This window comes from Amycolatopsis sp. NPDC023774 (assembly GCF_040639695.1).
In the GTDB taxonomy this organism is placed as follows: Bacteria; Actinomycetota; Actinomycetes; order Mycobacteriales; family Pseudonocardiaceae; genus Amycolatopsis.
Window position 1 is genome coordinate 54247 of the sequence record NZ_JBFAAJ010000003.1, and the last position, 21263, is coordinate 75509.

Here is a 21263-nt window from a genome sequence, read left to right on the forward strand (position 1 = left end):
GATCAGCAGGCCGACGACCGGGTCGGCCCGGCGCCAGCCGATCGCGGAGCCGCCGGCGGCGAGCAGGACCGCGAGGCTGGTGAATCCGACGGTGCGGGCGTGCAGCCCGTCGGCGACCCACGCGGCCGAGCCGATCTGCCGGCCGACGGTGAACCCGGTAGCGGGCGACGATCTCGTTGCCCCGGGCTCGCCCGGGAAATCACGGAAGTGACCGGGGCCGACACTCTCCGTGCCGGCCCCGGGCGTCAGCGTGGGAGCACCCGGACCAGCCCGCGATCGGCGTCGACCTCGACGAGGTCGCCGGTGGTGATGCGGGCGACCGGGTCGTCGTCGAGGTCGGTGACGGCGGGAACCCGGGTGACGATCGCGCCGAGCGCGGCCTTCGTCGTGAGGCGGGTGAAGACCATCGCGAGCGGCGCGGTGCCGAGCAGCCGCGTGGACTGGAAGAAGCCCGACCACCCCGAGGACCCCTTGGCACCCGGGAACACCAGGACTTTCCCGGTGAAGCACACGCCGAACAGCTCATGGCGGCGTTCGATGATCGTGCCGGTCGCCGGGTCGATGCCGCCCCAGCCCGAGATCGTTTCGCGGGAGACGAGCGCTTCGCCGACGACCCGCCCGGGCACGATGCCGCGGCCGTGCAGCAGCACCCCGGGCGCGGTCATCGAACTGCCTTCCCGAGCGAGCCGCGCCAGCGACCGGTGACGGCGGCGTCGACGCATTCTTCGAGTGTGCCGAACCACGCCTCGATCCCGAGGATCGCGGGCAGGTAGTGGGCCTGCTTCGCGGAGTCGGTCGCGAACACCCTCGTGCCGGCCGGGGCGACGCGCGACATCGCCGGGCAGGAGTCGGTGAGAACGCGCCCGCCGGCCCGCCGGATGGTTTCGGTCCAGCCGTTGCGGTCGGCGACCGTCCGCAACGCGCGAGGGGTCATCAGCCACAGTTCGCACCCGGCAGACAGCGTGCGCCCCTCCAGCGCGCGAGCGACCCGGCCGACCTGCTCCAGCGAAGCGTGCGGGCAGCCCAGCAGGACGAAGTCGACGTCCTCGCTGTCGCCGATCGAGTTCAGCGACTCGTAAACCGCCCGGCGCTCGGCCTCGCCGTACCGGATCGGTTCGGGGATCGAGCTACCCCCGAAGGCGGCTTCGAGAGTCGGCGCGTCCGGGGTCCGGCCCGGCAGGTGGTACATCTCCACGCCACCCGAGGACGCGGCCGCGGCACCGAAGTGCTTGACGTCCGCGAGATCCGGGCTGCCCAGCTCACCGACGACGACCGGCCGCTCCTCCTGGACGACGTCGCCGGCGAAGTAGCCGAGCATCCCCCAGTCCTGGAATCCGTTCGGCGCCAGCGTCGTCTCGATGAGGTGCGTGCCGTAGCGGTTTTCCCGGTGGTGGTTGCCCCAGCACGGGATCCGCCCGGTCAGGCTCGCGGCGCCCGTCGACGCACCACCCTCGCAGTTGGTGCGCGCGCCCAGGACCGAGTTGGCGTAGACCACCGCCGAGGACTCCATCCAGGCGACGTGCTCGCCGTAGGTCGGGAGGTTGCCGACCTGGTAGGGCGTGCAGGTGGCGAGCACGTTGACCCCGCGGCTGCTGGCGAACGACTCGGCCTCGGCCTGCAGGTCGATCTTGTGCTCCGGGTAGGGCATGATGCCGCGGGCGTCTTCGCCGAACCCGTGCTGGAGCTGGCAGGTCGGGACCCGCATCGGTGGGATTTCGAGGTCGTCGTCGCAGTCGAGGCTGATCACCGAGAAGGCCTTGGCCCAGCCGCCCTCGGCCACGAGTTTCTCCTTGGCCGGCGAAGGCTGTGTGGTCGTGCCCGCGACGTTGCGCGTCTCGCAGAGCCGCTCGGCGCCCAACGCGTCGGCGTAGCGGATCAGCAGGTCCATCGCCGCCGCGACCGCGTTGCCTTCGGCACCATCGCGCATCCGTTTCTCTTCATCGGTGAGCCGCACCATCGCTCAGCCCTCCACGTTGTCGCGGATGCGGTCACGCAACGCGGTCAGCTCGACGTCGTGGACATCGCCGCCCAGCGTCAGGTCCAGCGTGTGCGCGGCGGCGCTGCCCATCGCCGAGCACGGGCCCATCACCCGAACGCTCGACAAAGCCGCGGCGTCCCCGTCGACGCACCGTCCGGCCGCGACCAGATTCCGCGCACCCGGTGAGGTCAGGCTGCGCAGCGGGACGTAGTGCACGTGGTCCGGCCCGAACGTCTCCCACGCGTAGCCCGACGCCCGGTCGTGCAGCTCCACCGGCCACGCCGTCCGCGCCACCGCGTCCTCGAAACCGGTGCCCTGCTTGACCTCGTCGAGCGTGAGCTGGTGATCGGCGGCGAGCCACCGGGTCTGCCGCCGGCCCGGAAAGCCGTACGCCAGCACGGAAGCGTCCTTGAACGCCGCCGGGAACTCGGTGCGCAGGAACTCGACGACCCGGTCTGCCTGCGCCCGTCCCCGCAGCTGCGCCTCGGTCGCCGCGACCGCGGTCAGGGGCGCCTCCACGTGGGTCATGTTCATCACGGCGGTGTTGCGTCCCGGGAAGAAGAAGGCGAGCCCGTCACGGCGGATGAGGCCGTACTCGTCGGCTTTCTCGTCGATGCGGGCCACCAGTTCGGCCGGGTCGGGTTTGGCCGACTCGACCAGGCCGGTGAGCCGGATCTGCTGCGAGCCCCACACCGTCCGCTCCGGCACCCGGCACGGCAGCCCGGCTTCCCACGCCAGCGCCGCGTCGCCGGTCGCGTCCACGAACCCCTTGGCGCGCACCGAAACCGGACCATACCGGCTCGCGAAGTCCACCCGCTCGATCACTCCGCCGTCGATGCCGACCCCGCTGATCGAGGCACCCAGGACAACCCTGATCCCGAGCTCCGAGACGAGGTTCTCGAACCACCGGCCCAACGCGACCTCGTCGTAGGGGACGGTCTGGGTGTGCGTGCGGTTGTACGCGATGTCGCCGGAACGCTCCAGCGCCGGGAACATCTCGTCGAAGATCCCGTGCGTGAGCTGGTGGTACTCGGGAGCGTTTCCGTAGATCCCGCAGAACAGCCCGATCATGGAGTTCACGCACTGTCCACCCAGGACGGGAAGCGCGTCGGCGAGCACGACGTCGCGGCCGCGGCGTTTCGCGTCGATCGCCGCGGTCAGGCCGGCGATGCCCGCGCCGACGACGAGAATGTCGGCTTCGAGCGATTCCCCGGAGCGGTCGGCGGGCCGGGTGACGGTGTTCACCCGCAGATCGGTCAGTGCGTGAGGCAACAAAACTCCTTAGGACGAAGAAGAACGGCGCAGCGTCGCGCCACGGTCGAGCGGTTCCACCGCGTCGGCGTACACCCCGAGCCACGAACCCGGGCGAGCCGGCCAGGTCTGTGGAGAGCGGGTGCGGGGGTAGTCCGCGAGCCGCTGCTCGAGCTCGGCCGGTTCCACGAGCAGCTCGACGGTGCGAGCCGGGACGTCGATCGCGATCTCGTCCCCGGTACGCACCACACCGAGCGGGCCGGGGACCCCGCCTTCGGGGGTGACCTCCCCGACGACGATGCCCTTGTTGACGAGCCCCGAGAGCTGCCCGTCGGTGACGAAGGCGACCTGCTCGCTCAGCCCGGCACCGTTGAGCGCGAAGACCACGGCCGACGCCATGCCCATCCCGGGGGTTCCGGTGACGCCGAGCCCGCGGAGAACGAGTACCTCGCCGGGCTGAACCTCGCCGCGCTCGATCGCCGCCGTGGCCTCCGGCGCCGACTCGTAAACCCGCGCCGGGCCGCGGAAAGCGCGTGCGCGCGTCTCGGTGACCGAAAGCTTCACGATCCCGGTGCCGGGGCAGAGACTCCCCCGCATCAGCACGATCGTCGATTCCGGCCGGATCGGTTCGGCTCTGATCACGGCGGGGTCCACCGCCACGCCGGCGAGGTTCTCGGCCATCGTCCGGCCGCTCATTGTCGCGACCGAGCCGTCGACGATGTCGCCGAGCCGGGCCAGCACCGCGCGCGCACCGCCGGCGTCGTCGAACTCCTCGATCGACGCCGGCCCGTTGGGCCGCACCGCGGTGAGGGGACCGACGTGGCGTCCGAGCTCCTCGAACAGGCCGTGGACGTCGAAGTCGCCGGGGAGCTCGGTGGCGATCGCCTCGAGGTGCTTGACCGCGTTGATCGACCCGCTGACCGCGATCACCGCCGCCACCGCGTTGCGGACCGCGCCCGGTGTCATCACCGTGCTGGGCCGCCGGTCGGCCTCGACCGCGGCCATGATCGCGGCGCCCGAGGCCCGCACCGCCGCCCACATGGTGTCGCTGTTGGCACGGGTCGGCGCGGTGCCGGGCAGTGCCATGCCGAGTGCCTCGGCGACGATGTGCATCGTGTTGGCCGTGCCCATGCCGGTGCAGACGCCGGGGCCGGTGATCGCCCGGTCCGACATGGCGCAGAGGTCGTCGAAGCTGATCGCGCCCGACGCCAGCTTCCCGGCGTCGACGAACACGTCCTCGATGTCGACGCGGCGGCCGTCGTCGAGGGCTCCGCAACTCTGGTAGCCGCAGGCGATGACCAGCGTGGGCACGTCGGTGCGCGCGGCGGCCATCAGCTGCCCGGGGGTGGTCTTGTCGCACGAGGCCAGGCAGACCATTCCGTCGAGCTGGGCCCCGTCGACGACGGCTTCGATGTCGTAGGACACCAGGTCGCGGCCCGACAGGACGTAACCACCACCACGGCCGGCGGCCATGATGAAGTCGGTCGGAGCGACCGTCCGGATTTCGAACGCCAGCCCGCCCGCGGCGTCGATCGAGTCCTTCACCGCCGAGGCGATCGCGTCGAGGTGGGCGAAACAGGGCGCCAGTCCGGAGGACGAGTTGACGACGGCGATCTTGGGGCGCCGGATCTGCTCGTCGGTGTAGCCCATCGATTTCCACTGCGTCCGGGTCGTCGCCCACCGGGGTGATCCGACCGGGTGGTTGCTGCGCGGCCCTGGCCTGGTGATCGTGACCTCCGGGGTCGGTTGCGGGATCATTCGGACGCGGCGTCCGCGTGCGGTGCCGCCGCCCCGGCCGGCTCGCCGAGCAGCACGGTGCCCCGCGTCTCCGGGCCGATCCACGCACCGACGAAGAAGAGCACACCGCCGATGACGATCAGCACCACGGCGGTGTACTCGTAGGGCAGCACGGCCTGCAGCACGGTGATCCAGACGCTGTACAGCGCGGGCAGGATGAGGCTGAGGGTGTAGACCGTGCCGTAACCCGAGGAGCGGACGCCGGCGCCGAAGCGTTCGTTGAGGTAGACGACCAGGCAGCCGAGCGGGGCGTTGGGCAGCACGAAGGCGACGACCGCGACGATCCCGATCGGCAGGAACCCGGCCCCGGAACGGGCGAGCAGAACGAGGAGCACGTAGGCGAGGCTGGCCCCGAGGGTGATCGCCACGGCGCAGCCGAGCAACAGCTTGCGGCGGCCGATCCGCTGTCCCCACACCCCGGCGGCGATCATGCCGACGATCGTCGCGACGTTGGCGATGATCTCCAACGTGCTGACGTCCGAGGGGTTCTGGTGCAGGACCCCGACCAGGAGCCCGGGCATGAACGACAGGACGATCTGCGCGGCGAACCACATTCCGGTCATCAGGAGGAATACCTGGCCGAAACCGCGGATGTTGCGCCGGTTGAACAGCTGGAAGAGCGGCGCGCGATTTCCTTCCCGGGATTTCTTGAGCTCCTCGAGATCGACCTCTTTGACGCGCGAGTAATACACGACGTAGGCGATTCCGAGCAGGAACCCGAAGAAGAACGGAATGCGCCAGCCCCAGGATTGCAGCGCCGGGCCCGAAAACCTCTCCAGCACGACGAGCTGGATGACGCTGATGAGCGTGATGGCGGCCGGCGCTCCGGCGGCCATCACGCCGCCGACCAGGCCACGGCGGCGCATCGGCGAGCGCTCGATCGCCAGCGGAACCGGCCCCGCGTATCCGCCGCCCAGGAAGATCCCGCCGATCAGGCGGAGCAGGATCAGCCCGACGATCGACCCGTAGCCCCAGCTCGCGTACCCCGGCATGAGGCCGATCAGCAGGGTCACGATCGTGAACCCGATCCCGGTGATCATGGTGACGCGCCGCCGCCCGATCCGGTCGGCCAGGTTGCCGAAGATCGGGCCGCCGATCGGCCGTCCCAGCAGGGTCACGACGAAGATGACGGTCACGAGGGTGACCTTCGTCGTGGCCGACATCGAGGCGGGTTCGAAGTAGTCCATCACCGCCGGCAGCACGAGCGCGGGCAGATAGATGTCGAAGCTGTCGACGAACAGCGAGAGGATGCCGCCGACGACCGATCGTCGTGCTTCGGGAGTCAGTCGCTCTTCTGTCAGGGGTACGGTCATCGACATCCAGGAATTCCTTCCGATCACGAATACCGCACCGATGCGATATATCGCTGCCACCGAAAGAGTCTAGGAATCCGCACCAGGGCCCGGAAGTCAGAAATGCTGATCCCGATTATCAGCCTGGGTTATGGTCACGCAGCCCCTCGCCGATGCCGCGCAGCGCCTCGCGCAGCCACGCGTGCGCCGGGTCGGGATCGAGATCGTCGTGCCACCACAGGCTCTCCACGATCCCCTCCGGTTCGCCGGGGCACTCGAGCACCCTGAGGTCGAACCGCTCGGCGAACTGGAGCGCCAGGCGGCGTTGCACCAGCGCGATCCGGTGGGTGCCGGCCACCAGTGCGGGCACGGCCTGGTAGCTCTCGACGCTCAGCGCGACCCGCGGCGCGATGCCCAGCGCGGCGAGCCTGCGGGGCACCGGTGGCAGCGCCACCCCCGGCTCCCGGTGATAAGGCACCACCCAGTCCAGCCGCTGCAGGTCGGTGAGGGTGAGCGCGGCGTCGCCGAGCTCGTGGCCCGCCCACACGACACACACCCACTCGTCGCGGAACAGCTCGACCGACCGGAGCTTGGGTTGCTCCTCCAGCTCGATCGGCGGCGCGATCACCCCGTCGACGAACCGGACGACCCGGGGCAGGTCGGCGCTGAGCGACTCCCGGACGAGCCGGATCCGCAGCCGCGCGCGTGGCGCCTCCCGCTCGAACAGCTCGGCGAGGGATTGCCCGATCACGGTGAGCGTGTAGTCGGCCATCAGCAGCGTGAACTCCCGCACCGACGTGTCGGGCGCGAAGCTCGAACCGGTGGCGAACAGCTGCTCGGCGGCCGCGCACACGTCCTCGACCTGACGCGTGAGCTGCCGGGCCAGCGGCGTGAGCACGTAGCCGCGCCCGGCCCGGACCAGCAAGTCGTCCTCGAAGTGCCGCCGCAGCCGCGCCAGCGCCGCGCTCAACGCCGGCTGGCTGACACCGACCCGCTCCGCCGCGCGGGTCACGTTGCGCTCCCGCAGCAGCTCCCGGAGGACGACGAGCAGGTTGAGGTCGAGCCCGGCCAGCTGCGACGTACGGCGGCTCATCCCGCCCCGCCGTCTGTGTGCCCGACCATTCCCGTCACCTTACGGGGCCGGGTCGCCGCGGCGAGGCGCTGTGCCGTGTCTCCCGGGCCACGGGCGGAGGCCGGGCACCGCTGTGCTCTTCCGCCAGGACCCGAACGGCGCTTCCCAGGGGCCCGGCCTGCGCGTCGGGGTTCCCGCCGTGCCGCGCTCCCGATGCGGGCTCCGAGCCGGCGACCAAGTCCTGCCGGCGATCAGCAGACGAGACGAGAGGAAGTTCTCTTGGCCGACGCCGTTCCGGAGCTGGTCGTCACCCGAGTGCACCGCCAAGCCCTCGCCCGCTTCGGGGCGGTGCACGGCGAGCTGATGGCCGTCGCCCTCCTCGATGAGCTCGCCGGAAGGCCGTTGCGGCCCGAGTGGTCACAGCGCGCGGATGGCTCCGCCGTCGATCGAGACCAGGCTCCCGGTCACGTAGGACGCGGCCGGCGAGAGCAGGACCGCGGCCATGCGTCCGAACTCGGCCGGGTCGCCGAGGCGGCGCAGCGGGATGGCCGCTTCGGCCCGGGCCCGTGCCTCCGGGTCGCCCTTCTCGAGCGCGAGAGTGCGGTCCGTCAGCACCTTGCCGGGCAGGAGACCCAGCACCCGGGTGTCCTGGGGGCCGAGTTCGTCGGACAGGTCCTTCACCAGCATGCCCAGACCCGCGCGCAGCCCGTTGGACACGGAGAGCCGTGGCAGCGGCGTCTTGGCCGAGCTCGACAGGACGAAGGCGATCGCCCCGCCGTCGGCCCGGTCCTCGCTCTTCGCGAGCAGCGGAGCCAGGTGCCGCACGAGCCGGACCGTACCGAGGAAGATGCTCTCGAACGACTGCCGCCACACCTCGTCGCTGACGGCCGTGGTGACCCCGGGCTTGGGCCCGCCGACGCTCACCAGGGCGCCGTCGACGCGGCCGAACGCCGCCAGTGCGGCCTCGGTGAGCAGGCGCGCAGCGTCGGGATCGGCGTTGTCGACGGCGACCCCGGTCGCCGCGTCGCCCAGCGAAGCGACGGCCTTCGCGACCTTTTCCTCGTCGCGCGACGACACGACGACCTTCGCTCCGTCGCGGACGAGCGCCTCCGCCGTGGCGTAGCCCAACCCGCTCGTACCGCCGGTCACCACGTACACGCGTTCCGAAAGACCGAGATCCATGGACACCTCTCACACTGGGGACAGCGCATAACATATTCGCTGTATGAAGTTCCGTCATGCTAACCTCAGGAGGTGCACGATGTGAAGCTCGCATTCCGCGGCGGCCTGGTGACCACGCCCACGGGCACGCGGCTCGCCGACGTGGCCGTGTCCGATGGCCGGATCGTCGCGATCCACGAGCCCGGGACCGTGAGCGCCGAGCGGGTCGTGGACGCCGACGGCCTGCACGTCCTGCCCGGCGGAGTCGATCCGCACTGTCACCTCATGGCGGGACTGACCCCGTCGACCCGCGCGGCCGCGCTCGGCGGAACCACCACCGCGCTGTCGTTCTCCCTGCCCGAGGACGGCGAGGCGACCGTGTCCGCGTTCAAGCGGGCCCAGGACCTCGTGGCGCAGGACCTCGCAGCCGTGGACCTCGGCCTGCACGCGATGTGCTACCGCCCCAACGAGCTCACCGCCGCCGACGTGGCCGAGCTGGCCGAGCTCGGCGCCGACGCCGTGAAGGTCTTCCTCGCCTACCCCGAACTGGGGATCATGGCGACCGGGGACGGGCTGTACCGGACGATGCTGGCAGCGAAGGCCGCCGGCCTGCCGGTCCAGGTCCACTGCGAGGACGGCGAGATGGTCGAGGCGCTCGTCGAAGAAGCCTCGGCCGAGGGCCGCCGCGGGCCGCGCACGTTCGGCGGTGTGCGCCCACCGGTGCTCGAGGAGGTCGCCGTGCGCCGGGCACTCGGGATCTCCGGGCTCGCCGGCGGACGTCTCTACGTGACCCACCTGTCGAGCCGCGAGGCGATCGACCACGTGCGGGCCTCGCGGGCGGCCGGTGAGACCGAAGTGACCGCCGAAGCCTGCCTCCACCACCTGCTGTTCACCGAAGACGAGTACGACGGGCCTCGCGCGGGCGCACTGCTCGTGGCTCCCCCGCTGCGAGCCGAAGACCACGTCGCCGCCGTTCGCGAAGCTCTGCGCGACGGCACCTTGGACACGATCGGCTCCGACCACTCGCAGGAGCGAACCGAAGTCGACCGGCGGATCTCGCCGTGCGGCGACGCTCATTACGGCATCCCCGGCATCGGCGCGCGACTGCCGCTGATGCTGTCGTGGGGCCTCGACAACGGCGTCCCGCTGGACCGTCTCGTGCACGTTCTCTGCACCGGTCCGGCCGACGCGTTCGGCCACCCCCGCAAGGGCCGGATCGCGCCGGGCGCCGACGCCGACCTGGTGTTGTGGGATCCTGCTGAGAGGTGGGTGGCGGACGAGTCCTCGTTCGCCGACGGCACGAGCATCAGCCCATACGCGGGCACGGCGGTACGCGGCCGGATCCGCTCGGTCTGGACGCGGGGGCGCGAACTGGTGCACGAAGGCGAGTTCACCGGTTCCGGGGAGCCGGGACGGCACTTGATTCCGGAAAGGGGAGGGAAGACGCGATGACGGAACTCACGCACAGGACCGAGGAGAGCGCGGGCGAGGCTTCGCTCGGTCTCGCGCCCCGTCCCGACAGCCTCGCGATGTCGGTCTACAACACCATCCGTCAGGCCATCGTGGACGGGAAGCTGCCCGCCGCGAGCCGCGTCACCGAAGCCGGCCTCGCCAAGCAGCTCGGTGTCAGCAAGACACCGGTGCGCGAGGCGCTGCTGCGCCTCAAAGAGGTCGGTTTGGTCGAGTCCGACGGCCCTCGCGCGGACCGCATCGTCACACCGTCCGCGGTCCGGCTGCGGGACGCGTACGAGGTGCGGGAAGCGCTCGAGATGAAGTCCGCGCGCCTGGCCGCCGAACGTGGTCACCGCGACGTCCTCCTCGCCGCCAGGCACGAGGCCGAGCGCACCGTGGTCGCCGCGGACAAGCGCGACTTCGCCGCGTACCGCGCCGCCGACGAGGCCTTCCACACGACGATCGCGCGGGCCACCGGCAATGCCAGGCTCGCGCGCCTCATCGACGACGCGAACGCGATGATCATCGCGCTGCGCCAGCGCGACCTTCCCGGCATCGATGCCTCGCCGGTGTGCGCGAGCCAGCACATGGCCATTTCGAAGGCGCTGCTGGACGGCGATGTCGAGCTCTCGAGCAAGCTCATGGAAGAACACGTGCGGTCCGTCGGAGACAACGTGGTGGCGTATCTGACCGACCACGGGGCGCCGCAGCACGCCTGACCACGTCGTCGTCGGATGGACCGGTGGCGTGACGGGCTGGTCGCCACGCCACCGGTCCGGTCAGCGGGCGGTCCAGCCGCCATCGACCATCAACGTCGTACCCGTGATGTAGCTGGCGTCGTCGCCGGCCAGGTACAGCGCAGCGCGGGCGACGTCCTCGGGACGGCCGAGGCGCGGCCACGGAGTGCGGCTCGTCCAGTACTCCTGCCACGCGGGGTCGCCGGCGCGCGGACTCGGGCCGGTTTCGATCTTGCCGGGCGCCACGGCGTTGCAGACGATGCCGCGCCCTGCGTACTCGGCCGCGATCTGGCGCGTCAGCTGGCTCAAGGCGGCCTTCGACACGCCGTAGGCGGTGTCCTCGCGCGCCGCGACGATCCCGTGTTGCGACGTCACGTTCACGATGCGGCCGCGGACCTCCGGCCGCCCTTCCTGGGTCAGCATCTGCCGCACCGCCGCACGGCTGAGCACGAACGGCGCTGTCAGGTTGACAGCGAGAACCCGGTTCCACTCGTCGTCTGTCGTCTCGAGGAGCTCGTGCCCGACGCTGGTCGCGGCGTTGTTCACGAGCACGTCCAGCCGCCCGAAGCGTGCGACGGCTTCGGGCACCAGGCCGTCCACCGCGACCGGATCGGCCAGATCGCACTCCACGAAGACGGCACTCTCCGCGAGCTCGTCGGTCGGCTCGCCACCGTGCCACGCTTCACGCACCCGGTCCGCGACCACGACGTGCGCACCGGCTTCGGCGAAGCGCAACGCGATGGCGCGGCCGATCCCGGACGCCGCCCCCGTCACCACGGCCACGCGGCCGCTGAGGTCGCTCACGTTCGGCTCATCTCCGTCAGTTTCCTCAGCTGGACAAGGTCGGTGGCCAGGCTGCCGGGCTCCTGGGAGCTCAGGTGGTCCAGCACGAACCAACCGGAGTAGCCGGCCGCTTCGAGCGCGTCCGACACCCGCGCCCAGTCGACGATCCCGGTGTCCAGCGCCGTGCGCCGCCACACCCAAGTCCCGTCCTCCGCCCGCTCGGGCGCGACGTTCTTCACGTGTACGTGCCGCAACAACGGCCCCAGCACACCGGTGGCCAGGAACGGGTCCTGCCACCCCTCGCGGGCGAGGCTGCCTGGGTCGTAGACCACACCGACGTGGTCGACGTCCACATCGGACAGCGCCCGCCGCGCGAGCGACGGATCCGGCACCAGCGTCGTGGGAGCCGGCTCGAGCAGGAGCCGCACACCACGCGCTGCGCATTCGGCGGCCTTGTCCGCCAGCTGCGAGCGCAGGCCGGTGAAGTCGCTGTCGAAGTCGATGCCGTGGCCTGTCGCGTAGACCCGCACGTGCGGGGCGTGGAGCGCCACGGCCAGCTCGCACACCCGCTGCCACAGCGGGCCGGAGTAGGCGAGGGCGTCCGGTTCGTGCACCGCCACGCCCGCGCAGGCTAGCCCGGTTTCCTCGGCGGCGCCGGCCACGGCGGCGAGCTGGGCGTCCGACGCGGTGAGCGCCAGGGCATGCCCCACCCCGACGCCCCACTCGACGCCGTCGAGCCCGTGCTCCGCGGCGACTGCGCACAGCCGCCGCGGAGCCAGGTCCGGCAGCGCCGCGCTCGCGACGGCGAGCGGTACCGCGGTCATCGAGCCCCCGTCCACTCGGCGTGGTGGTCCAGCCACCAGCGCGCGATGTCGAGGCGCCGCATGAACGACACACCTTCCTTGCCCGACACGTACTCCAGCAGATCCCGCACGGCGCTCGCCCGGTTCGCCTGCCCGCTCCACCGCGGGTGGAGCCCGACCGTGAGCATCCTGGGCCCGAGCCCGTGGTCGATCTCGTCGCAGAGGTAGTCGATCCCGAGGCGCATGCTCTCGAAGAACTGCGACGGCGAGCCGTATGTCGGGTTCAACAGGTAACGAGTGTCGTTGTAGACCTTCGAGTACGGCACCATCAGCAGCTGCTGCCCGGACACTTCCGTGAAGTAGGGCAGCTCGTCGTTGCACACGTCGGAGTCGTAGAGGAAGCCGCCTTGCTCGACGAGCAGGTCGAGCGTGTGCTCGCTCGGGAACGACCGCAGGTACCAACCGAGTGGCCGCTCCCCCGTCGTGCGTTCGAGCGACTCGACGGCCAGCCGCAGGTGCTCACGTTCCACCTCCCGGTCCACGCGGTTGTACTCCAGCCATCGGTAGCCGTGGCCGATCACGTCGTGCCGGCTCTCCCGAACCCATTGGGCCACTTCGGGATTGCGCTCCAGCGCCGTGGCGCACGCGCCGATCGTGACCGGCACGTCGAACCGGTCGAACAGCCGGGCCAGCCGCCAGATGCCGACTCGACTGCCGAACTCGTAGTGCGTCTCGCTGCCGAAGTCCCGGATCGGCGGGTCGACCTCGTAGTCGTACTCTCCCCAACCGTCATTGTGGTCGTCGCCGTCGAGCACGGAGTACTCCGAGCCCTCCTCGTAGTTGACGACGATGTTGATGACCAGCTTCTCCTCGCCGGGCCACCGCACCCGCGGGGCATGCCGCCCGTACCCGACGAAATCCCGTACGCGCGTGGTCTCTGCCACCATCCGCTCCCTCTCGTGATTCACCCTGCGGTCCAGCCGCCGTCCACGGGGACGACGGCACCGGTCATCGAGGCCGAGCGCGGTCCCAGCAGGAACGCGATCGTCTCGGCGACGTCCTGCGGCGGCGCGGGGGTGCCGAACAAGTTCCGGTCCCGCACGCGCTCGGCCTCGCGGCCGCCGGTTTCGTCCCGGCCGCTGCACGCGAGCATCGGAGTGTCGGTCGGCCCCGGGCACACGCAGTTGACGCGGATCCCGTCCGGCGCGTGGTCGACGGCCATTGCCCGGGTGAGCCCGATCAGGCCGGCTTTCGCCGCGCAGTACGCCGGAAACCCGGCGCCGCCGACCATGCCGTACTGCGAGCTGACGTGGACGACGGCCGCGCCTGACCTGCCACGCATCAGGGGCAACACCGCGCGGGACACCAGGTACGCACCAGTCAGGTTCACGTCCAGCGTTCGCCGCCAGGACTCCGGTGGGGTCTCGGTGACGTCGCCGGTGTACCCGCCGATCCCGGCACAGTTGACGAGCCAGTCGACGCCGTCGAACTCGGTCCGAATCGCCTCGGCCGCCGCGCTCACCGACCCCTCGTCCGACACGTCGGCCGCCAGCGGAAAGTACGTCTCCTCGTAACCGGGATGTGCGGCACCGGCGCCGAGGTCGAAACCGGCCACGCGCGCGCCCGCGGCGAGGCACACCTGCGTCACGGCACGCCCGATTCCCGAGGCCGCGCCGGTGACGACGACGTTCGGTGCGGTCACGGCACCGCGACCGTTCGTCCGGTTACGAGCGCTTCCTCGCCCGCGAGCGCGACCCGCAGAGTGGCCAGGGCATCGGCGGGGGTGCAGGCCACCGCGGCGGGGTCACCCGCCTTCACCGCGGCGAGGAACCGCGAGTTCGACGCGCTGAACGGCTCTTCGGTTACCCCTGCGGACACTTCCAGGCCGCGGTTGCGTCCGGTCATCCTGAATTCCGGGTCGAGCGCCATCCTCAGCACCCCGGAGTCTGTGACGACGTCCAGGCCGTAGCGGCCCGGGACGTCCGCCGGCGTCCAGGCGATCACGATGGTCGCGACGGCACCGTTGGTCATGCGCAGCACCAGGGTCAGCGCGTCGTCGATGTTGCGGGCGGCGACGCCGGGCCGGTCGACACGCACGGTGCTGCCGGACGCGAAAACGGATTCGACCTCGCCGGCCACCGCCCGGGCCAGGTCGATCTGGTGGCTCCCGCGTTCCAGGAGATTGCCACCGCCCTGGGCCTGGTCGAGGAACCAGGGCCGGGCCTCGGTCGGACCCACGCTGTAGCCGGACAGGCTCACGACGTCGGAAGACTTCAGCTCCGATCGCACGGCGTCGAGCAGTTCGAGCGCGCGCCACTGGTAACCGACGGCGCACACCACCCCGGAATCCTGGGCGAGCCGGGTCAGCTCCGTCGCCTCAGTGAGGTCGCGGGCGACGGGCTTCTCGAGGTAAACCGGGATGCCGCGAGCGAACGCTTCCCGCGCCGGCGCCAGGTGGTGTTGCGGCGGAGTGCAGATCCACACGGCGTCGAGCTCCGTAGCGAGCAACCCGTCGACGTCCGTGCAAGCCTGAGCGCCGTAGCGTCCCGCGAACTCGGCCGTCCGCTCGGAATCGAGATCACACACGGCCCGGATCTCCACGTCCGCACGACCGGCGAGGTCCGTGAGGTGGCTTTCGCCGATCCAGCCGAGGCCGACCAGCCCGATCGCCGTGCTCATACTGCGCTCCAAAGGGTTCGCGGGTCGAAGTGGTTCGCGGGGCCTTCGGCCAGACCGCCGATGGACACGCCGGTCACGCGCAGGTTCTTGATCCAGTAGCCGATGACCGCCGGCACCTGGTCGTGCTGGATCGCGGCCATCCGCGCGGCGGCCTTGAGCCGGGTCTGCTCGTCGAGCGAGGCGTTGAGATCGGCGAAGGCGCGGTCGAAGTCAGGGTTCTTCCAGTGGGCGGCGTTCCAGATGCCACCCGACGTGTACGCGGGCAGGATCGCCTGGCTCGGGACGCCGCGCGCACCCCAGTCGACGATGCCCATCGGCACTTCGAGCCAGGGCTGGCTGTTGCCCGTGCCGTAGTAGGCGCTCTGCTGTTGCACGTTGAGCTGCAGATTGATTCCCGCCGGCTTCAGCGCCTGTTGCGCCAGGACCGCGTACTGCGGGATCTCCAGGTACTGCTCGGTGGTCAGCGTGACCGGGAAACCGCCTGCGTGCCCTGCGCGGGCGAGCAGTGACTTCGCCAGCGCGTAGTCCTGCTTGCGTTGGGGGACTTGGGCAATCGCTTGCTTCGAGACCGGGAAGACGGGTGCGAACGAGTGGTCGTTGCCGACCTCGCCGTCACCGCCGAGCAAGGCCTGAACCAGCGCGGGGCGGTCGAAACACGCGGCGACGGCCTGCCGCACCAACGGGTTGTCGAACGGCGCCTGGTCGGTTCGCATGTGGAACCCGCGGTACTCACTCGACGGGCTCTTGATGATCTTGATGTTCGGGGTTTCCTGCAGGGCCTGCGCACTCTGGTGCGGCGCGATCGGCCACACGTTTTCCTTGCCGCCCTGCATGTTGAGGGCGATGGTGCTGTCATCCGCGTAGTAGGTCAGGCGCAGGTTGTCCAGGTAGGGGTAGCGCTTGTCCCAGTAGTCGGGATTGCGCGCGAAGGTGGCGCCGGACTCTGGCTGGTAGCCGGTCATGACGAAGGCGCCCGTCCCGACGTGCCCCTTCGCGAAGTCACCGATCTGGTAGTTCTTCGGCAAGATGATCGCGTTGAAGTTGAATGCCGAGACGAGATAGGGGAAGTCCACGAACGGCTGATCGAGGTGGAATGTGACCGTGTGGTTGTCGACCTTTTCGATGTTGCCGTGCGAGAAGATTCCCTTGAACGCCGACAGCGCCGAGGAGTTGACCTTCGGATCCGTCAGCAGGTTCATCGTGTACACGACATCGTCCGCGGTGAAGGGCTTGCCGTCGTGCCACTTCACCCCCTGCCGGAGCACGAAGGTCCAGGTGTCCGGTCGCTTGGCCGACCACGACACCGCGAGCCGCGGGTCCAGGGTGTAGTCCGCGCGCGGGAAGCACAGGTATTCACCGGCGATTTGGGCTGTCGTCTGACCGCCCTGGTTGTAGAGCGTCACCGGGTCCACGAGCGAGGCCGGCCGAGTGATCGCGACGTTCGCCGTGCCACCTCGGCGAGGCGGGCCGACCGCCGGCACGGAGTTGATGCCACCGCCTTGACCGCAGGCCGAGAGGATGGCCGACGCGGCCGGCAAGCCGAGCCCCAGCACACTGGCCCGACGCAGGAATCCGCGCCTGCTCAGCCGCCGGGCCCGCACCTCTTCGAATAGGTGGTACTCGTAGTCGTCCATCGGCAGTTCCTCACTCGGGCGCACCGAACGGCGTCACCGGGTTCCGATCCTCAGACTCAGATCGGGATTTGATATTCCATATAAGTTAGCTCTCTCGGCCTACTGAGCACAATCCCCAGCCCGGCCAGCGTCCCACTTGACCCCGCCGCAATTCTGCCCTGACCAGCAGTATTGCCGCACGCTGAGCAACAAGAACGTAACACGACGAGACCGCGGCGAACCGTTGCTTCCCTCCCGAGTGATAGATACGCTATACAGAATATCAACCGGCGGGTGTGGTGCTCGCCCGTGACAAACCACCTCCCCGGCGTTCTCCCCGGGTGCGCCCCACCAGACGACAGGCTGGGCTCAGACATGATCGGATTCATCACCAAACGGCTCGGGCTGAGCGTGCTGACGCTCCTGCTCGTGTCGATCATCGTGTTCGCGGTTTCGCAGGTGCTCCCCGGTGATGTGGGACGCACGATCCTCGGGCCGTACGCGACCAGCGACCAGGTCGCGCAGTTGAACCACTCACTCGGGCTCGACCGGCCCCTGCCCGTGCGCTACCTCGACTACATGTGGGGCTTCCTCCACGGCGACTGGGGCAAGTCCTACCTCCTGCAGGAGCCGGTCACGGGCCTCGTGCTGGGACACCTCGGGGATTCCCTGCTGCTCGGCGGGTTCGCGCTCGTCATCGCCGTGCCGATCTCGCTCGGCTTCGGCGTGCTGGCAGCCCTGAGGCGGGACAAGTTCACGGACCGCGCGATCTCCGTGACCGGGCTGTCCCTCATCGCCCTGCCTGAGTTCGTCGCCGGAACGGTGCTGCTCGTGGTGTTCGGGGTGTCGCTCAAGTGGTTCCCGGTCTCGTCCTCGGTGCCGCTGCCCGACGTAGTGGACGTGTTCCGGCAGTTCATGCTGCCGGCGATCCCGCTGATGTTCGTCCTCTTCGGCTATATCTCGCGCATGGCGCGCGCGGGCACGGTCGACGTGCTCGAATCCGCGTATGTGCGCACAGCCGTCCTCAAAGGACTGAAACCAGGCCGAGTCATCGGCAAGCACGTCCTGCGCAACTCGCTGCTGCCGGCCATCACGGTCGTCAGCGCCCAGGTCGGGTACGCAGTCGGCGGCCTCGTCGTAGTCGAGAAGCTCTTCAACTACCCCGGGATCGGCCAGCTCATCTACACCTCGGCGACCGGGCACGACCTCCCGGTACTCGAGGCGGCCGTGCTCGTGATCGCGGTGATCTACACCGTGGCGAACCTCTGCGCCGACCTCCTCTACGGCGTGCTCAACCCCCGCATCCGGCTCGCTGCGGCGTGACCCGGCCGGACGAGAAGGAGCTTTCATGACGTCAACCGAGACGATGGCCGCGCCTGCCACCGGCCAAGCGGCGCCCCGCCCGGCGTCCACGGCCGCCAAGGCCCGCCGGCGCGAGATCGTGCGCGGTCTGCTGCGCTCCCCCACGTTCCTCATCGGTGCGGTGATCTTGCTGTTCTGGGTCGTCGACGCCATCTTCTGGCATGCCTTCGCGCCGCACGATCCACAGCAGATCTTCCTGCAGACACTGCAGGGCCCGTCGGGTGTCCACTTGTTCGGAACGGACAACCTCGGCCGGGACGTGTTCTCGCGCCTGCTCGCCGGCGCCTCCCCGGTGCTCACCATCGCCCCCGCGGCCACCGCGCTCGGTCTCCTCGGCGGCGTCGTACTGGGCCTGTTCACCGGGTACTACCGCGGCGTGCTCGACGACGTCGCGATGCGCATCGTCGACGCGGTGCTCGCCTTCCCGCTCGTGATCATCGCCGTGCTCGTGCTCACCGTGCTGGGCTCCGGTGAGCTGCCGGTGATCCTCCTCATCGCCGTCACGTTCGTCCCCGGTGTCGCGCGCACCGTGCGGGCAGCGGTGCTCACCCAGCGGGAACTCGAATACGTCGCGGCCGCCAAGCTGGCCGGCGCGTCGGGCCCGAAGATCATGTTCACCGAGATCCTGCCGAACGTGACCGGTCCGATCATCGTCGAAGGCACGGTCCGGCTCGGCTACGCCATCTTCACGTCGGCAACGCTGTCGTTTCTCACGCTCGGCATCCAGCAGCCGTCACCGGACTGGGGTCTCACGATCTCGCTGGGCCAGGTCTACCTGCAGGTCGCACCGTGGATCGTCCTGTTCCCCGCATTGGCGCTGGCGACGCTGGTCGTCGCCGTCAACCTCGTCGCCGACGGCTTCCAGCGCGTGCTGGACGCCTGACCTCCCCCGGAAGGCACCGTTATGACCACCACGCTGGAGCAGCCGACACTGGCCGTGCGCAACCTGGACATCAGCTACCGGAGGGGTTCGCGGGTATCGCCGGTCGTGCGCGACGTGTCGTTCACGATCCGGCCGGGCGAGGCGTACGGCCTCGTCGGCGAGTCGGGCTGCGGCAAGACCACTGTCGCCATGTCGATCATGCGGTACCTGCCGGACAACGCGATCGTCAGCGACGGCAGCGGCATCACCTTCTCCGGTGAGGACGCCCTGTCCGCGGGCAAGGGCACGCTCCGCCAATGGCGCGGCGGGCGGATCGCCATGGTTTACCAGAACCCGGGCGCGTCCCTGAATCCGTCCATGCGTATCGGAGCACAGGTCGCCGAGGGCATCAGGGTGCACAGTGGACTGTCGAGTGCGGAGTGCACGGAGAAGGCGCTCGAGATGCTGGCCAAGGTCCGGATCCCGGACCCGGCCGCGTGCGCTCGCCGCTACCCGCACGAGCTCTCCGGCGGCCAGCAGCAACGCGTGATGATCGCGATGGCGCTCTCCGGGAATCCTGATCTCCTGGTGCTCGACGAACCCACCACCGGCCTGGACGCGACCGTCGAAGCCGAGGTGCTCGAGCTGATCAAGCAGCTGCGCGAAGAATTTCACACCGCCGTACTCTTCATCAGCCACAACCTCGGCATCGTGGCACAGATCTGTGACCGCGTCGGCGTGCTCTACGCGGGCCGGCTGGTGGAAGAAGCGCCCGCGGACGTGTTGTTCGCCGCTCCACGGCACCCGTACACCCGCGACTTGCTCCGCTCCGTGCCACGCCACGGCGTCACGAAGTCGGCCGGGATGCTCGCCACGATTCCCGGATCGCTGCCTGCGCCCGGTACGGCACTTACCGGGTGCCCGTACGCAGCACGCTGCGAACTCGCCACCGACCGCTGCCACATCGAAACACCGGCTGCGGAATCGCACGGCACCGACCACACCGTGAGCTGCTTCCACCACGACCGGACCCGCGCAGTGAGCGAAGTCGAACGGTTCTCCGAAACCGAGCGGACGACCGCGGAAGTACTGCTGGAAGTCCGCAACCTGACCAAGCGCTACCGCACCGGTGGACACGAGTTCACCGCCGTTTCCGACGTGTCGTTCGACCTCCACCGCGGAGAGGTCTTCGGTCTGGTCGGCGAATCCGGGAGCGGCAAGAGCACTATCGCCAAGTGCATCGCAGGCATGATTCATCCGTCCGAAGGCACGCTGCAGTTCGAGGACATCACGCTCTCGAAGAGGCCCGGGCGAGCCGAGCGGACGATGCGCCGGAAGATCCAGATGGTCTTCCAGAACCCCGACAACGCGCTCAACCCCCGCCACCCGGTGCGGCGGATCCTGGGCCGAGCCGTGAGCCTGTTGAACGACCGCCTCCGCGGCCGAGGGCGCGAGGACCGCGTCGAAGAGCTCACGTCGTCGGTGCGGCTCGAACCACGCCACCTCGACGTGCGCCCCGGCGCGTTGTCCGGTGGGCTCAAGCAGCGCGTGGCGATCGCGCGGGCGTTCGCCGGAGCACCCTCGCTCGTGCTGTGCGACGAGCCGGTCTCGGCGCTGGATGTCTCGGTGCAGGCCGCGATCCTGAACCTGCTGGTCGAACTCCAGGTGGCTCAGGACGTGGCCTACCTGTTCATCTCGCACGACATGTCCGTGGTCCGGTATCTCGCCGACCGGATCGGGGTGCTCTACCTCGGTCAGCTCGTCGAAATCGGCACGGCCGACGCCGTCTTCCAGCCACCACACCACCCTTACACCGAAGCGCTCCTCTCGGCGGCACCCGACCTCGACCCGGACGAGGCCCGCCAGCGCATCCGCCTCGACGGCACTTACCCCAGCGCCTCGGCTCCGCCGAGCGGGTGCCGCTTCCACACGCGGTGCCCCCGGGCGCTCGGGGACGTGTGCCGCACGCAGGAGCCGCCGTGGCAGGACACCGGGAAGGGCAACCGATACCGCTGCCACATCGCGCCGGAGGACCTCCTGCGCCGGATCAAGTCCGAATAGGACGGACTCAGGCGGTTCCGGCCGGACCCCGGCCCCGGCCGGAACCGCCTTTCCCCTGAATGGCGTTCCAGGACCAGTACCCGACTGCGGCCCGTAAGCAACACGGGCCGCCAGGCTCGTGATCGAGGCCGGAGTCCTGAGCGAGAATCTTCGCTCGGAACCGGTATCCCGAGAACGCCGAGGAAGTTTTCGAAGGCCGTGCTCTGGTGTTCGCGGCGGGAGGGGGCACGGCACTCCGAGCGCCCCGCATCCCGGGGATCGGTAGGACTGTCCTCAATTGCCTGTCGCGGTCACACGGCGTCGCAGCTGTGAGCGGCGCGCTCGGCAAGTCGACGTGCAAAGTTCATGTGCTGGAGCGCC

The 21263-nt window shown here is 69.9% G+C and carries 18 protein-coding genes and 1 pseudogene; 5 read left to right on the top strand and 14 right to left on the bottom strand.

Going from position 1 to position 21263, the window contains the following annotated elements; genetic code table 11:
* Nucleotides 1-3: 3 nt before the first annotated feature.
* The 8 genes and pseudogenes from AB0F91_RS09760 to AB0F91_RS09795 form a co-directional block, all read right to left on the bottom strand.
* Nucleotides 4-249: pseudogene (locus AB0F91_RS09760) on the bottom strand (hypothetical protein); the annotation flags it as partial.
* Nucleotides 246-665, bottom strand: coding sequence for a DUF126 domain-containing protein (locus AB0F91_RS09765; RefSeq protein ID WP_360596388.1), 420 nt, complete (start codon nt 663-665; stop codon nt 246-248). The gene AB0F91_RS09765 and the pseudogene AB0F91_RS09760, both read right to left, overlap by 4 nt.
* On the bottom strand, nt 662-1957 hold the full coding sequence (locus AB0F91_RS09770; protein ID WP_360596390.1) for an aconitase X catalytic domain-containing protein: 1296 nt from the start codon (nt 1955-1957) through the stop codon (nt 662-664). The genes AB0F91_RS09765 and AB0F91_RS09770 overlap by 4 nt, the downstream gene beginning before the upstream one ends.
* 3 nt (nt 1958-1960) lie before the next feature.
* Nucleotides 1961-3250: an FAD-dependent oxidoreductase gene (locus tag AB0F91_RS09775; RefSeq protein WP_360596392.1), complete on the bottom strand. Its 1290-nt coding sequence runs from the start codon at nt 3248-3250 to the stop codon at nt 1961-1963.
* A 9-nt stretch (nt 3251-3259) separates the two neighbouring features.
* Nucleotides 3260-4879 carry a dihydroxy-acid dehydratase gene (locus AB0F91_RS09780; RefSeq protein WP_360596394.1) on the bottom strand — a complete coding sequence of 540 codons (1620 nt, stop codon included), beginning with the start codon at nt 4877-4879 and terminating at the stop codon, nt 3260-3262.
* A gap of 104 nt (nt 4880-4983) precedes the next feature.
* Complete coding sequence (locus AB0F91_RS09785; protein ID WP_360596396.1) at nt 4984-6339, bottom strand: MFS transporter; 1356 nt, start codon at nt 6337-6339, stop codon at nt 4984-4986.
* A gap of 118 nt (nt 6340-6457) precedes the next feature.
* Nucleotides 6458-7411, bottom strand: coding sequence for a LysR family transcriptional regulator (locus AB0F91_RS09790; protein ID WP_360596398.1), 954 nt, complete (start codon nt 7409-7411; stop codon nt 6458-6460).
* Nucleotides 7412-7807: 396 nt separating this feature from the next.
* The gene (locus AB0F91_RS09795) at nt 7808-8572 is read right to left on the bottom strand and encodes an SDR family oxidoreductase (protein WP_360596400.1); all 765 of its coding nucleotides are present in this window, start codon (nt 8570-8572) and stop codon (nt 7808-7810) included.
* 81 nt (nt 8573-8653) lie between these two features.
* On the opposite strand from AB0F91_RS09795, the gene AB0F91_RS09800 reads away from it, so the two are divergent.
* Both AB0F91_RS09800 and AB0F91_RS09805 read left to right on the top strand, forming a co-directional pair.
* Nucleotides 8654-10003, top strand: coding sequence for an amidohydrolase family protein (locus AB0F91_RS09800; protein ID WP_360596402.1), 1350 nt, complete (start codon nt 8654-8656; stop codon nt 10001-10003).
* Complete coding sequence (locus AB0F91_RS09805; protein WP_360596404.1) at nt 10000-10722, top strand: GntR family transcriptional regulator; 723 nt, start codon at nt 10000-10002, stop codon at nt 10720-10722. The genes AB0F91_RS09800 and AB0F91_RS09805 overlap by 4 nt, the downstream gene beginning before the upstream one ends.
* Before the next feature lie 60 nt (nt 10723-10782).
* Here AB0F91_RS09805 and AB0F91_RS09810 read toward each other — a convergent pair whose 3' ends face one another.
* From AB0F91_RS09810 to AB0F91_RS09835, 6 genes are read right to left on the bottom strand one after another with little or no spacing between them, the layout of a single operon-like run.
* Nucleotides 10783-11544, bottom strand: a complete 762-nt coding sequence (locus AB0F91_RS09810) for an SDR family oxidoreductase (protein ID WP_360596406.1) — start codon at nt 11542-11544, stop codon at nt 10783-10785.
* Nucleotides 11541-12347: a sugar phosphate isomerase/epimerase gene (locus AB0F91_RS09815; protein WP_360596408.1), complete on the bottom strand. Its 807-nt coding sequence runs from the start codon at nt 12345-12347 to the stop codon at nt 11541-11543. Before AB0F91_RS09815 ends, AB0F91_RS09810 begins: the two co-directional genes overlap by 4 nt.
* The gene (locus AB0F91_RS09820; protein WP_360596410.1) at nt 12344-13270 is read right to left on the bottom strand and encodes an allantoinase; all 927 of its coding nucleotides are present in this window, start codon (nt 13268-13270) and stop codon (nt 12344-12346) included. Before AB0F91_RS09820 ends, AB0F91_RS09815 begins: the two co-directional genes overlap by 4 nt.
* A gap of 20 nt (nt 13271-13290) precedes the next feature.
* A complete protein-coding gene (locus AB0F91_RS09825) occupies nt 13291-14028 on the bottom strand; it encodes an SDR family oxidoreductase (protein WP_360596412.1) in 738 nt (245 codons plus the stop codon).
* Nucleotides 14025-15005, bottom strand: coding sequence for a Gfo/Idh/MocA family oxidoreductase (locus tag AB0F91_RS09830; protein WP_360596414.1), 981 nt, complete (start codon nt 15003-15005; stop codon nt 14025-14027). Before AB0F91_RS09830 ends, AB0F91_RS09825 begins: the two co-directional genes overlap by 4 nt.
* Nucleotides 15002-16639, bottom strand: coding sequence for an ABC transporter substrate-binding protein (locus AB0F91_RS09835; protein ID WP_360596416.1), 1638 nt, complete (start codon nt 16637-16639; stop codon nt 15002-15004). The genes AB0F91_RS09830 and AB0F91_RS09835 overlap by 4 nt, the downstream gene beginning before the upstream one ends.
* Before the next feature lie 354 nt (nt 16640-16993).
* Here AB0F91_RS09835 and AB0F91_RS09840 point away from each other — a divergent pair, with 354 nt between their 5' ends.
* The 3 genes from AB0F91_RS09840 to AB0F91_RS09850 are packed head-to-tail and all read left to right on the top strand — an operon-like array spanning nt 16994 to nt 20903.
* Nucleotides 16994-17941 carry an ABC transporter permease gene (locus tag AB0F91_RS09840; RefSeq protein ID WP_360596418.1) on the top strand — a complete coding sequence of 316 codons (948 nt, stop codon included), beginning with the start codon at nt 16994-16996 and terminating at the stop codon, nt 17939-17941.
* Nucleotides 17942-17966: 25 nt separating this feature from the next.
* Entirely contained in the window at nt 17967-18863 is an 897-nt protein-coding gene (locus AB0F91_RS09845; protein ID WP_360596420.1) for an ABC transporter permease, read from the top strand.
* Nucleotides 18864-18884: 21 nt separating this feature from the next.
* The gene (locus AB0F91_RS09850; protein ID WP_360596422.1) at nt 18885-20903 is read left to right on the top strand and encodes an ABC transporter ATP-binding protein; all 2019 of its coding nucleotides are present in this window, start codon (nt 18885-18887) and stop codon (nt 20901-20903) included.
* Nucleotides 20904-21263 lie beyond the last annotated feature (360 nt).

What these genes read in the sequence shown, in the direction of transcription:
- AB0F91_RS09765 (WP_360596388.1), bottom strand. Translation starts at nt 665, where the DNA reads ATGACCGCGCCCGGGGTGCTGCTGCACGGCCGCGGCATCGTGCCCGGG.
- AB0F91_RS09770 (WP_360596390.1), bottom strand. Translation starts at nt 1,957, where the DNA reads ATGGTGCGGCTCACCGATGAAGAGAAACGGATGCGCGATGGTGCCGAA.
- AB0F91_RS09780 (WP_360596394.1), bottom strand. Translation starts at nt 4,879, where the DNA reads ATGGGCTACACCGACGAGCAGATCCGGCGCCCCAAGATCGCCGTCGTC.
- AB0F91_RS09785 (WP_360596396.1), bottom strand. Translation starts at nt 6,339, where the DNA reads ATGACCGTACCCCTGACAGAAGAGCGACTGACTCCCGAAGCACGACGA.
- AB0F91_RS09790 (WP_360596398.1), bottom strand. Translation starts at nt 7,411, where the DNA reads ATGAGCCGCCGTACGTCGCAGCTGGCCGGGCTCGACCTCAACCTGCTC.
- AB0F91_RS09795 (WP_360596400.1), bottom strand. Translation starts at nt 8,572, where the DNA reads ATGGATCTCGGTCTTTCGGAACGCGTGTACGTGGTGACCGGCGGTACG.
- AB0F91_RS09805 (WP_360596404.1), top strand. Translation starts at nt 10,000, where the DNA reads ATGACGGAACTCACGCACAGGACCGAGGAGAGCGCGGGCGAGGCTTCG.
- AB0F91_RS09815 (WP_360596408.1), bottom strand. Translation starts at nt 12,347, where the DNA reads ATGACCGCGGTACCGCTCGCCGTCGCGAGCGCGGCGCTGCCGGACCTG.
- AB0F91_RS09830 (WP_360596414.1), bottom strand. Translation starts at nt 15,005, where the DNA reads ATGAGCACGGCGATCGGGCTGGTCGGCCTCGGCTGGATCGGCGAAAGC.
- AB0F91_RS09835 (WP_360596416.1), bottom strand. Translation starts at nt 16,639, where the DNA reads ATGGACGACTACGAGTACCACCTATTCGAAGAGGTGCGGGCCCGGCGG.
- AB0F91_RS09840 (WP_360596418.1), top strand. Translation starts at nt 16,994, where the DNA reads ATGATCGGATTCATCACCAAACGGCTCGGGCTGAGCGTGCTGACGCTC.
- AB0F91_RS09845 (WP_360596420.1), top strand. Translation starts at nt 17,967, where the DNA reads ATGACGTCAACCGAGACGATGGCCGCGCCTGCCACCGGCCAAGCGGCG.
- AB0F91_RS09850 (WP_360596422.1), top strand. Translation starts at nt 18,885, where the DNA reads ATGACCACCACGCTGGAGCAGCCGACACTGGCCGTGCGCAACCTGGAC.